This window comes from Streptomyces sp. SID9727 (assembly GCF_010550605.1).
Taxonomy (GTDB): Bacteria; Actinomycetota; Actinomycetes; order Streptomycetales; family Streptomycetaceae; genus Streptomyces.
The window spans coordinates 1-10,590 of the sequence record NZ_JAAGNI010000446.1; the positions used below are offsets into that span (position 1 = coordinate 1).

Sequence of the window (10,590 nt, forward strand, 5' to 3'; positions counted from 1 at the left end):
GCCCGGCACCGCCCCAGCCCAGCAGCGCGCGCCGCGACGGGGCGCCGCCGTCGACGGGTGCTTCGCGGGTCTCCTCGCTCATCCCCGGAGCCTCTTTCCGGCCGGTTACTTCGTGACCGCGGCGGCGAGCCTGGACAGCGGCTCGGCCAGCGCGTTGACCGCGTCCGACAGCTCCTTGCGGTCCGCCTTGCCGACCTTGTCGTAGGAGGTGAAGTCGTACGTGGAGGGGTCCTCGCGGTACTTGTCGAGCAGCTTGTTCAGCTCCGCGAACCGCTTGTCCAGGGTGGCGGTGAGCGCGGCGTCGTTCTTGGACGCGATCGCCTTCAGCAGGTCGTAGGACTGCTCGGCACCCTCGACGTTGGCCTTGAAGTCGACCAGGTCGGTGTGGCTGTACCGCTCCTCCTCACCGGTGACCTTGCCGGTCGCGACCTCGTCGAGGAGTTCCTTGGCGCCGTTGGCCATCGAGGTCGGGGTGATGTCGGCGGTGCCGACGCGCTTCTGCCAGCCGACCAGGTCCTTGTAGAGGACCGGCGCGAGGGCCTTCTCCTCGGCGCCGAGCTTCTTGTCCTGCCACAGGGCCTTCTCCAGGCGGTGCCAGCCGGTCCACTTCTGGCCGTCCTCGAGACCGTCCTCGCGGACGTCGACCTTGGGGTCGATGTCGCCGAAGGACTCGGCGACCGGCTCGGTGCGCTCCCAGCCGACGCGGGAGTTCGCGTACGCCTTCTTCGCGGCCTCGATGTCACCGGCGGCGACGGCGTCCGTGAAGACCTTGACCTTCGGCAGCGTCTCGTCGGCCTGCGCCTGCACGTAGGTGCGGTACCCGGCGACGGCCTTGTCCATCTCGGGGCTGCGCTTGGCCGCCTTGCCGCCGCTGACCTCGATCTTCTGCCGGATGCCGTGGCCCTTCATACCGGGCTTGCAGGCGATCTCGTACGAACCGGCCTTGATCTCGGCCGTGATGGTGGCCTTGGTGCCGGGGCCGATGTTCTCGCGCTCGGCGACGATGCGGTCGTCCGGGAACAGGACGTAGACCTCGGTCACCTTGGAGCCCTTGTTCTGCACGGCCAGCTCGATGTGCCCGGCAGGGAGCTTCTTCTTCGAGACCTCGCAGGAGTCGTCCTTCGCGACGACCTGGACGGCCCCCTCGCCCTTGCCGTCGCTCTTCTCGGCGCAGCCCGTGACGGCGGTCAGAGCGGCCGCGGTGGCGGCTGCGGTGACGACGGAGAGACGAACGGCTCGCATGCGGGCTCCACTTGAGGATGAAGGAGTAGGTGGTGAGAGGCCGGACAAAGCCGGGTGAGGCGGACCTAACTTAGCCGAGGCTTATCTGTCCGATACCCGCCCGTGCAGTGATTCAGCTCTCACTGCGGGGACCCGGAAACGGTGCGGTCACGGCCGACCCATGGACGTACCTCACACAGGTAATGCACAGGTCAAGGGATGCGACCGGCGCGGCCTCCGGCGTGATCGCGGTGGCCGGTGTCCGCGCGGGTGCTTGAATGCCGACGTGAGCGACTACGACGTACCCGCAGGCACCGACGTCCTCCGCGTGTTCTGCGGCCCGGACGGCCGGCACGGCAACGCCCTCGGTGTCGTACGCGACGGGCGCCGCGTCCCCGGCCGCGCGGACCGGCAGGAGCTCGCCGGGAAGCTCGGCTTCAGCGAGACCGTGTTCGTGGACGACCCCGAGCGCGGCCGGCTCGACATCTACACCCCGGGGCTCCGGCTGCCGTTCGCCGGGCACCCCGTCGTCGGCGCGGCCTGGCTGCTCGACCTGGAGATCCTGGAACTGGAGGTGGGCGACGTGTTCGCCCGCCATGACGGGGAGTTCACCTGGATCACCGCCCGCCCGGAGTGGGCCCCGCCGCGCACCCTGGAGCAGTACGCCTCGGCCGCCGAGGTGGACGCGCTGCCGGCGCCGCCGCCCGGCGAGGGCTGGCTCTACGCCTGGGCGTGGGAGGAGGAGGCGGCGGGGCGGGTCAGGGCGCGCGCGTTTCCGCGCCGGGACGACCGCATCACCGAGGACGAGGCGACGGGAGCCGCCGCCCTGTTGCTGAGCGCGCACCTCGGACGCGCGCTCAACATCACACAGGGCCGCGGCTCCCAGATCCTCACGGCGCCCGCGCCCGACGGCACGGTGGAGATCGGCGGCAGGGTCGTCCTGGCCCACCACGGATAACGGGGACCCTCCTGCCCGGGCAGGCGTCCTCCCGTCAGGCGTGCTCGTCCGGGGCGGCCGAGATGCGGTCGAGCAGCTCGGTCAGCAGGGCGCGTTCGCCCGCCGTGAGGGCGCCGGTCCGGGGGAGGAGGGCCCGCAGCGCCACGGCTGCCGCGGCCGGGCCGGCGGGCGGGGAGGCGGGCGCCTCGGTGGTGATCGCGGCGATGACGGCTTCCCTGGCCAGGTGGGACACGCTCATGTCCCGCCGGTCCTCCGGGGTGGCGATGAGCGAGAGGGTGGTGCCGCCGCCCACCGCGTGCACCAGGTGGGTGGCGCGTGCCTCGTCGATCCGCAGGCGTCCGGCCTCGGCGATCCGGTGGACGTGCGCGGCGAGGATCTCCAGCGCGGCGGTGGAGGCGGGGGAGGGGGTGCCCGGGCTGGGCTGGGCGTACATCAGCGTGTACAGGGCCGGGTTGGCCAGGCCGAACTCCGTGTTGAAGTTCCAGCCCCTGCGCAGGTCCTCCACCGGGTCGCCGGTGAGCTCCAGTGCGGCCTTCTCGCCGACGTGGCTCGCGAAGCCGTCGGCGGCGACCGCGTCGAGCAGGCCCTGCTTGTCGCCGAAGAGCCGGTAGATGGTGGGCGCCTGGACGCCGGCCGCGGCGCCCACGGCTCTGGTCGACACCGCCTCGCGCCCCTTCTCCGCGAGCAGCCGGGTGGCGGCGGCGATGATCCGCCGGCGGTTGCTCTCGGCGGGGGCGGGGTGCTCGGTCTCCATGGTTTCCGATGATAACGGACTCGCGTTAGCGCTTTGCGTTATCGGCGCTATCGTGTAATCGTTAGCGGTGGAAACGGTGAGTGCCGGCGACCGGCCGGCGCGCCGGGCCCGCGTCCACAGCCATGACCCCTTCGGAGGTTCCCGTGATCGTCGTTACCGCCCCCACCGGCCGGATCGGCCGCCAGGTGCTCGATGCGCTGCTCGACGGCGGCGAGAAGGTGCGGGTGGTCGCCCGCGACCCCGCGAGGATCGCCCCGGAGGCGCGCGAGCGCGCCGAGGTCGTGCGGGGCTCCCACAGCGACCCGCGGGTGCTGCGTGAGGCGTTCGAGGGGGCCGACGGCGTCCTGTGGCTGGTCCCGCCCAACCCCCGCGCCGAGGACATCCGGGAGCACTACCTCGGTTTCACCCGCCCGGCCTGCGAGGCCCTGCGGGAGCGGGGCGTCCGCCGGGTCGTCGGCATCAGCAGCCTGGGCCGCGGCTACGGAGCGCACGCGGGACAGCTGTCGGCCGCGTTCGCGATGGACGAGATGATCGAGAGCACCGGGGTCGGCTACCGCGCCCTGGCCATGCCGTTCTTCATGGAGAACCTGCTCCACCAGGCCGGAGCGCTGAGGGCGGAGGGCGTGCTGTCCGTGCCGGTCGCCCCGGACCGCGAGCTGCCGCTCGTGGCCACCCGCGACATCGCCGCCGTGGCCGCCCGGCTGCTCGCCGACGGTTCCTGGACGGGGCGGGAGACGGTCCCGGTCATCGGCCCCGACTCCCTGACGCCCGTCGGGATGGCCCGGGTCCTGTCCGAGGTCCTGGAGCGCCCGGTCCGCTTCGAGCGGCCCGACGGCCAGGCGTACAAGGCGGCCCTGACGGGATACGGGATGCACGACGCCTGGGCCCAGGGGCTGCTGGACATGGCCGCCGCCCAGGACGACGGCATCTACGAGCCCGAGTGGCGGGCCCTGACCACCCCGGCCCCCACCGGCTTCCGCCAGTGGTGCCGGGAGGTGCTGCTGCCCGCCGCGGAGGCTACGGCAGGGTGAGGATGTCCGCGCCGGTCTCCGTCACGACGAGCGTGTGCTCGAACTGGGCGGTGCGCTTGCGGTCCTTCGTCACCACGGTCCAGCCGTCGTCCCACATGTCGTAGTCGTGGCTGCCGAGCGTCAGCATGGGCTCGATGGTGAACGTCATGCCGGGCTTCATCACGGTGGTGGCGTGCGGGCTGTCGTAGTGCGGCACGATGAGCCCCGAGTGGAACGAGGTGTTGATCCCGTGCCCGGTGAAGTCCCGCACCACGCCGTACCCGAAGCGCTTCGCGTACGACTCGATGACCCGCCCGATCACGTTGATCTGACGCCCCGGCCGCACGGCCTTGATCGCGCGCCGCAGTGACTCCTCGGTGCGTTCGACGAGCAGCCGCGACTCCTCGTCCACGTCACCGCAGAGGTACGTCGCGTTGTTGTCGCCGTGCACCCCGTTGATGTACGCGGTCACGTCGAGGTTCACGATGTCGCCGTCGCGCAGCACGGTGGAGTCCGGGATGCCGTGGCAGATCACCTCGTTGAGCGAGGTGCAGAGCGACTTGGGGAAGCCGCGGTAGCCCAGCGTCGACGGGTAGGCGCCGTGGTCGCACATGAACTCGTGCGCGACGCGGTCGAGTTCGTCCGTCGTGACACCCGGGGCGATGTGCTTGGCGGCCTCGGCCATCGCCTGCGCGGCGATCCGCCCCGCGATGCGCATGCGCTCGACGGTGTCGCTGTCCTGCACCTCCGGCCCTGTGTACGGCGTCGGAGCCGGCTTGCCCACATACTCGGGGCGCCGGATGCTTCCGGGCACGGAACGGACGGGAGTGATCTCCCCGGGTACGAGCAGCGACTGGCCAGACATGCCAGCGAGTCTAACCAGCGCGTCCGGGGCACCATGGCACAGAGGAAAGGATCCGATGATGGCCCTGTTCAAGAAGCGCACGGTCGGCAAGCCGGGCGAGTGGTTCTACTGCCTGGAGCACAAGAAGGTCGAGGAAGGCCCGGACTGCCCGGCGAAGGACCGCTTCGGCCCGTACGCCTCCCGGCAGGAGGCGCAGCACGCGATGGAGACCGCCCAGGAGCGGAACCTGGAGTGGGACACCGACCCCAAGTGGCACGACCGCAAGGGCCCGGACGAGGACCAGGCGGCGGGCTGACGGGGTGGGCGGCCCCCCTGGCTGACCGGCGGCCGGCCCCAGGGCTCAGGCCGCCGGTTCCACGGCCGGCCCCGCCGCACCCCGAGCGCGCCGGCGCAGCGCGTCCTCGTCCGTCTCCGAGTCGTACGTGAGCAGCTTCGGCAGCGCCGCCGCCAGCAGCGCCACCGAGGCCACACAGGCCACGCCGCCGGTCCAGATCGCGGGCCGGGTCCCCGTCCACCCCGCCATGCCACCGGCCCTGACCTGGCCGAGCTGCGGGCCGACGCTGTACGAGAGCACCTCGATGCCCGCGAGGCGGCCGCGCAGCTCCTCCGGGATCGTCTGGTTCCAGATGGTCGACCGGCCGAGCCCGCTGAGCATGTCGCCCGCCCCGGCGAACCCGAGGCACACCAGCACCAGCCAGACATCGCCGAACCAGCCGGCCGCCGCGATCGAGAGCCCCCAGACGGCGGCACCGAACACGACGAACAGCCCGTGCCGGCGCACCCGCGAGGTCCAGCCGCTGGTCAGACCGAGCACCAGCGAGCCGACCGAGCCCGCCGCGTACATCAGGCCGAGCGACCAGTCGGCGTCCAGCTCGTCCGCGAGGAACGGGAAGATCGCGTTGGGGAACGCGAAGAACATCGCGGCCATGTCGATCGCGTACGTCCCGAGCAGTACGGGCCTGCTCCAGGCGTAGCGGGCGCCCTCCACGATGCCGCGCAACGACGGCTTCCGTCCCGTCTCGGCCGGTGGCGCGGGGGCGAGCCCGCGGCACATCAGCACCGAGGCGGCGAAGGTCACGACGGTGATGGAGTACGCGGTGGCGTGCCCGGCGTACGCCACCACCAGACCGGCCAGCGAGGGGCCCATGATCGCCCCGGCCTGCCAGCGCAGCGAGTTCAGCGCGGCGGCCGCCGGAAGCTGGTCGTGCGGCACGATGCGGGCTATCAGCGAGTCCAGCGCGGGCCGCTGGAGCCCGGCGAGCGCCGAGACCCCCGCCGCCACCCCGTAGAGCGGCCACAGCATCGGGTCCGGCAGCGCCGCGTTCACCAGCAGGACCAGCGCGAGCAGCCCGAGCCCGGCCTCGGTGGCCAGGATGATCTTCCGCCGGTCGGCGGCGTCGGCGAGGGCGCCCCCGTACAGGCCGCACAGGACGAGCGGCACCAGCTCCACCGCGCCCATCGCGCCGACGGCCAGGGGCGAGCCGGTGAGGTCCTTGATCTGGAGCGGCAGCGCGATCAGCGCCATGAAGCTGCCGAAGTAGGTGACGATGCCCTGCACCCACAGCAACCGGAAGTCGGCCGACGAACGCCAGGGGGAGAGGTCGGGGAGGAGTGCGGCCAGCCTGGCGGCGAGGGAGGTGCGAGAGGTCACGAGGAGACATGGTCCGTCGCGATACGTGGGGGATGCAAACGGGTTTCCCGGCCGCCGGGCCCGCTCACCAGCGAGGCGGAGGGGGCGCCGTCAGCTGGTCGGCCAGCCGGGACAGCCGGTCCCGGAACGTGCGCCGGCCGCCGCGCGGCACCGGCGCGCCGTTCTCCCCGGCGGCGGCGCTGACCAGGTGCTGGACGGTGTCCAGGTCCACGTCGTCGCCGTCCGTCACCGACAGCGCCTCATGGGCGAGCCCGCGCACCTGCGGATCGCCGTTGTCCAGCGACAGCACCGTCGCCCCGGCCCGCCGGGCGTCGTGCACCCGCTCCAGCAGCCCCTCGCCGGGGCGGTCCGGCGTCACCACGAGCAGCGTCTCGCCGCGCCCGGCCGCCTCGATCCGGCCGAGGCCGACCGCGAGGTGCGCCGGGACGCCGGGCTCCACCCGGTGGCGCACCAGGGTCGGACGGAGTTCGGGCAGCCCGGACCAGGTGGACTCGTCCACCAGATGGGCGGCGAGGTGCCAGGGCTCGTACACCTCGGTCCCCACCAGCAGCAGCCCGCCGCCGTGCGGGACCACGGACGAGCGGAGCGCCCCGGCGAACCGGCGGGCGGCGGCGGGCCACTGGGTCCTGGCGAGCACTTCACGCAGCAGCGCCACACGTACGGCATCCATGGCCCGGCATCCTGCACCATGCGGCGGCCCGGGCACCGGCGAAAGGCCGGACAGCCATCCGTACGGGTGGCGGCCCGGGCCCACGGGCTCCGCCCCGGCCCTCGCAGTAGTGTCGGGCCATGACGACGAATGACAGCAGCAGCGCGCCCAAGCCCCCCGCCAAGGACCCCTGGGACCTGCCCGACGTGTCCGGCCTGACCGTCGGCGTACTCGGCGGCACCGGGCCGCAGGGCCGCGGCCTCGCCTACCGCTTCGCCCGCGCCGGCCAGCAGGTGATCATCGGCTCCCGCGCCGCGGACCGCGCGGAGGCGGCGGCCGGGGAGCTGGGGAACGGCGTGCGGGGCGCCGACAACGCCACGTGCGCGCGGGAGAGCGACGTGGTGATCGTGGCGGTGCCGTGGGACGGGCACGCCAAGACGCTGGAGTCGCTGCGCGAGGAACTGGCCGGGAAGATCGTCGTCGACTGCGTCAACCCGCTCGGCTTCGACAAGAAGGGCGCCTACGCGCTGAAGCCGGAGGAGGGCAGCGCCGCCGAGCAGGCCGCCGCCCTGCTGCCGGACTCCCGCGTCACGGCCGCCTTCCACCACCTCTCGGCGGTGCTGCTCCAGGACGAGACGATCGACGAGATCGACACCGACGTCCTGGTGCTGGGCGAGGCCCGCGCCGACACCGACATCGTCCAGGCCCTGGCCGGCCGCATCGCCGGCATGCGCGGCATCTTCGCGGGCCGCCTGCGCAACGCCCACCAGGTCGAGTCGCTGGTCGCCAACCTGATCTCGGTCAACCGCCGGTACAAGGCGCACGCCGGACTCCGTACGACGGACGTGTGACCCGGGTCCGCGCCGGACGTCCCGGGGCATGGGGGAGACTGGACGGGACCACGCACCACCCCCGACAGGAGCCACCCATGCCCCGCCTCGCCCTCTACGCCCTCGTCGTCTGCGTCCTGGCCCTCGCCGCGGCCGTGACGTCCTTCGTCCAGGGCAGCGTGCTCATCGGCATCGTCTGGGTCCTGCTGGTCGGCCTCTCCTCGAACATGGCCTGGTACTACCTGCGCCGCCGGAAGGCCGGGGCCACGCAGTAGCCGGAGCGCGACGCTCAGCGGTCCCGGATCCGGACAGATGCATGTCATGGCGTCCGTCGTCGTGCACGGCCGCACTGCGCTTGACGCCTTCCAGGGCGTAGCCGCACTTCGCCGCGACCGCGCACGAGGCGTCGTTCCCCGTCGAGTGGTCCAGTTCGAGGCGCCAGAAGCCCACGCCCAGAGCCCACGAACTGAGCGCCGCGAGAGCACCGGAAGCCACGCCCCTGCCGCGTGCGGCGGGAAGCACCCAGTAAGGGCTGTCCCGCAATTCCCGGCGGGCGCACGACGACAGCTACGGCACCTCGCCGCGTTGTCGAAACGCCCGAATACATCCAGTATGCGGGCGCCTCTCCGCCTTGCGACGCACCGCATCTGACGCCGCGCGCTGATCCACCAGGAATTGCGGGACAGCCCTTAGGCGGCTTCGGCGGTCCCGTCGTCGAAGTCCATGCCGCGCGGGGTGATCCGCCCGCGCACCTCGCCGTCGTGGCCGGTCACCGCCCAGTGACCGCCCCGCTCCCGCTGCCAGTCCTGCCCGTAGCCGTCGAACCACTCCCGGACCCGCTCCTTCGTCGAGGGCCGGCGGGTGTGCCGGCGGCGGATCTCCCCGTCCCCGTAGGCGGCGAGGAACACCGGGGCGTCGGCAGGCTCCCAGTGCCGCAGCGACAGCCCGCCGGCGGTGCGCAGCACCGGCTGGGGCGAGCCGGCGAGTGAGCCGGGAGCGAGAACGGGCGCGGTCGACAGGTCGCGGGGCACGGCCCATGGTCACCCACAGCCGCTGACCCGCGTCAAGGGCGGCCGGACGGTCTCAGCCGCCCATCTCGCACACCGGACTCGCCCCCTGCCAGAACCGGTACGCGTCCAGCCCGCAGTCGGTCCAGAACCCGTGCACGCCCAGACCCCGCAGCAGCGCGTCGACCGCGTCGAAGAAGGCCCGGTTCAGCTCGGGCACCCACAGCAGGGCGAAGACCGCGATCAGCCCGAACGGCGCGATCGGCTCGACCGCGCGCCGCGCCGAGTGCGACAGCCACGGCTCGATCACCCCGTAGCCGTCGAGCCCCGGCACGGGTACGGAGTTCAGGATGGCGGCCGTGACCTGGAGCATCGCCAGGAACGCCAGCGCGTTGCGGAAGGCGGGCGGCACCCCGTCCAGGGCGTCCAGCCAGAACGGCGCGGTGCACACGACCGCGAACAGCACGTTGGTCAGCGGCCCGGCAGCCGAGATCAGGCTGTGCCGCCACCGCCCGCGAATCCGGCCCCGCTCGATGAACACCGCCCCGCCGGGCAGCCCGATCCCGCCCATGATCACGAACAGCACGGGCAGCACGATGCTGAGCAGCGCGTGCGTGTACGCGAGCGGGTTCAGCGTCAGATAGCCCTTGGCCCCGACCGAGATGTCCCCGCTGTGCAGCGCGGTCCTGGCGTGCGCGTACTCGTGCAGGCAGAGCGACACGACCCACGCCCCGGTCACGAACAGAAACGTCGCGAACCCCGGCTGCGCCGCGAAGTCCGTCCACACCCCCCACCCGGCCACGGCCGTCACGGCGGCGATCCCGAGAAAGACCGGACTGATCCGCTGCTGCGCTGCGCTCGCCATGGGCCCGAGCGTAGCCGTCCCCGCCGAACGGAACGCCCCTGCTAGCGTCCCCCCACGTGAACGACAACGTATACGTGGGCAACGCCGGCAAGGACGCCGCGCTCGACCGGGGATGGATCCTCGGGCACTTCAAGGACGCGGGCGATCCCCGGCACAGTGAGGACGTCGAGATCAAGTGGGGCGTCCATCCCGTGGGCGACGAGCGGGCGCAGTGGGTGCGCGGGGAGAGCCGGACCGCGTTGCTCGTGCTCATCAGCGGGCGGTTCCGGGTGGAGCTGCCCGGGCGCAGCGTGCTCCTGGAGGAGCAGGGCGACTACGTGGTGTGGGGCGTCGGCGTCGACCACTCCTGGGTCGCCGAGGAGGAGTCCGTGGTGCTCACCGTCCGCTGGCCGTCCGTACCGGGTTACGCGGTCGAGCCGAAGGCGCCCACGACGCCGGAGGGCTGACCCCGACACGGCGGAAACGGTTCGCTTCCCGCCCCGGGACCGGAAAGGGTGGGGGCCATGACGAGCAGGGGCGGGGGCGGGGCGGCTGTGCGGGCACCGGGGCGGGTCGCGGAGAATGGGCGCGTGCGCTACGGCATCCTCGGCACCACCCAGGCACTCCGCGACGACGGCACGGCCCTCTCCGTCGGCGGGGCGCGGCTGCGCGCGCTGCTCACCGTGCTGGCGCTGCGGCCCGGCCGGACGGTCCCGGTCGCCGTGCTCGTGGACGAGGTGTGGGACGGCGAACCGCCCGCCGACGCGGCAGGCGCGCTCCAGGCGCTGGTGGGGCGGCTGC

General features: G+C 72.8%; 14 protein-coding genes and 1 pseudogene. 7 read left to right on the forward strand and 8 right to left on the reverse strand.

The window, feature by feature from the left end:
* Nucleotides 1–105: 105 nt before the first annotated feature.
* Nucleotides 106–1,242 (reverse strand): iron uptake system protein EfeO, encoded by a 1,137-nt coding sequence (gene efeO, locus G3I41_RS31245; RefSeq protein WP_164403898.1) that lies wholly within the window; start codon nt 1,240–1,242, stop codon nt 106–108.
* A 265-nt stretch (nt 1,243–1,507) separates the two neighbouring features.
* On the opposite strand from efeO, the gene G3I41_RS31250 reads away from it, so the two are divergent.
* Nucleotides 1,508–2,179: a PhzF family phenazine biosynthesis protein gene (locus G3I41_RS31250; RefSeq protein WP_164403899.1), complete on the forward strand. Its 672-nt coding sequence runs from the start codon at nt 1,508–1,510 to the stop codon at nt 2,177–2,179.
* 34 nt (nt 2,180–2,213) lie between these two features.
* Here the strand turns inward: G3I41_RS31250 and G3I41_RS31255 are convergent, their stop codons facing one another.
* Nucleotides 2,214–2,933: a TetR/AcrR family transcriptional regulator gene (locus tag G3I41_RS31255; RefSeq protein ID WP_164403900.1), complete on the reverse strand. Its 720-nt coding sequence runs from the start codon at nt 2,931–2,933 to the stop codon at nt 2,214–2,216.
* A 143-nt stretch (nt 2,934–3,076) separates the two neighbouring features.
* On the opposite strand from G3I41_RS31255, the gene G3I41_RS31260 reads away from it, so the two are divergent.
* On the forward strand, nt 3,077–3,964 hold the full coding sequence (locus G3I41_RS31260; RefSeq protein WP_164403901.1) for an NAD(P)H-binding protein: 888 nt from the start codon (nt 3,077–3,079) through the stop codon (nt 3,962–3,964).
* Here the strand turns inward: G3I41_RS31260 and map are convergent.
* Nucleotides 3,951–4,808 carry a type I methionyl aminopeptidase gene (gene map, locus G3I41_RS31265; RefSeq protein WP_164403902.1) on the reverse strand — a complete coding sequence of 286 codons (858 nt, stop codon included), beginning with the start codon at nt 4,806–4,808 and terminating at the stop codon, nt 3,951–3,953. The genes G3I41_RS31260 and map overlap by 14 nt on opposite strands.
* 58 nt (nt 4,809–4,866) lie before the next feature.
* Between map and G3I41_RS31270 the strand changes: the two genes are divergently transcribed.
* The gene (locus G3I41_RS31270; protein ID WP_203601913.1) at nt 4,867–5,103 is read left to right on the forward strand and encodes a hypothetical protein; all 237 of its coding nucleotides are present in this window, start codon (nt 4,867–4,869) and stop codon (nt 5,101–5,103) included.
* A gap of 45 nt (nt 5,104–5,148) precedes the next feature.
* Here G3I41_RS31270 and G3I41_RS31275 read toward each other — a convergent pair whose 3' ends face one another.
* Nucleotides 5,149–6,459, reverse strand: a complete 1,311-nt coding sequence (locus G3I41_RS31275; RefSeq protein WP_164403904.1) for an MFS transporter — start codon at nt 6,457–6,459, stop codon at nt 5,149–5,151.
* A 64-nt stretch (nt 6,460–6,523) separates the two neighbouring features.
* Nucleotides 6,524–7,129: a hypothetical protein gene (locus G3I41_RS31280; RefSeq protein WP_164403905.1), complete on the reverse strand. Its 606-nt coding sequence runs from the start codon at nt 7,127–7,129 to the stop codon at nt 6,524–6,526.
* A gap of 119 nt (nt 7,130–7,248) precedes the next feature.
* On the opposite strand from G3I41_RS31280, the gene npdG reads away from it, so the two are divergent.
* Entirely contained in the window at nt 7,249–7,959 is a 711-nt protein-coding gene (gene npdG, locus G3I41_RS31285) for an NADPH-dependent F420 reductase (protein WP_164403906.1), read from the forward strand.
* Between the two features lie 77 nt (nt 7,960–8,036).
* Nucleotides 8,037–8,213: a hypothetical protein gene (locus tag G3I41_RS37225; RefSeq protein ID WP_239081927.1), complete on the forward strand. Its 177-nt coding sequence runs from the start codon at nt 8,037–8,039 to the stop codon at nt 8,211–8,213.
* Between the two features lie 34 nt (nt 8,214–8,247).
* Here G3I41_RS37225 and G3I41_RS37230 read toward each other — a convergent pair.
* The 3 genes and pseudogenes from G3I41_RS37230 to G3I41_RS31300 form a co-directional block, all read right to left on the reverse strand.
* Nucleotides 8,248–8,466, reverse strand: a pseudogene (locus G3I41_RS37230) (GNAT family protein); the annotation flags it as partial.
* A gap of 161 nt (nt 8,467–8,627) precedes the next feature.
* Complete coding sequence (locus G3I41_RS31295; protein ID WP_164403908.1) at nt 8,628–8,969, reverse strand: GNAT family N-acetyltransferase; 342 nt, start codon at nt 8,967–8,969, stop codon at nt 8,628–8,630.
* A 52-nt stretch (nt 8,970–9,021) separates the two neighbouring features.
* Nucleotides 9,022–9,810, reverse strand: a complete 789-nt coding sequence (locus G3I41_RS31300; protein ID WP_164403909.1) for a site-2 protease family protein — start codon at nt 9,808–9,810, stop codon at nt 9,022–9,024.
* A 56-nt stretch (nt 9,811–9,866) separates the two neighbouring features.
* On the opposite strand from G3I41_RS31300, the gene G3I41_RS31305 reads away from it, so the two are divergent.
* Nucleotides 9,867–10,256, forward strand: a complete 390-nt coding sequence (locus G3I41_RS31305; protein ID WP_164403910.1) for a signal peptidase I — start codon at nt 9,867–9,869, stop codon at nt 10,254–10,256.
* Between the two features lie 123 nt (nt 10,257–10,379).
* Nucleotides 10,380–10,590 (forward strand): helix-turn-helix domain-containing protein (locus G3I41_RS31310; protein ID WP_164403911.1); only part of this gene is annotated, 211 nt, incomplete at its 3' end.

Coding starts and splice junctions, on each gene's coding strand:
- G3I41_RS37225 (WP_239081927.1), top strand. CDS start 8,037: ATGCCCCGCCTCGCCCTCTACGCCCTCGTCGTCTGCGTCCTGGCCCTC.
- map (WP_164403902.1), bottom strand. CDS start 4,808: ATGTCTGGCCAGTCGCTGCTCGTACCCGGGGAGATCACTCCCGTCCGT.
- G3I41_RS31280 (WP_164403905.1), bottom strand. CDS start 7,129: ATGGATGCCGTACGTGTGGCGCTGCTGCGTGAAGTGCTCGCCAGGACC.
- G3I41_RS31300 (WP_164403909.1), bottom strand. CDS start 9,810: ATGGCGAGCGCAGCGCAGCAGCGGATCAGTCCGGTCTTTCTCGGGATC.
- G3I41_RS31270 (WP_203601913.1), top strand. CDS start 4,867: ATGGCCCTGTTCAAGAAGCGCACGGTCGGCAAGCCGGGCGAGTGGTTC.
- G3I41_RS31255 (WP_164403900.1), bottom strand. CDS start 2,933: ATGGAGACCGAGCACCCCGCCCCCGCCGAGAGCAACCGCCGGCGGATC.
- efeO (WP_164403898.1), bottom strand. CDS start 1,242: ATGCGAGCCGTTCGTCTCTCCGTCGTCACCGCAGCCGCCACCGCGGCC.
- npdG (WP_164403906.1), top strand. CDS start 7,249: ATGACGACGAATGACAGCAGCAGCGCGCCCAAGCCCCCCGCCAAGGAC.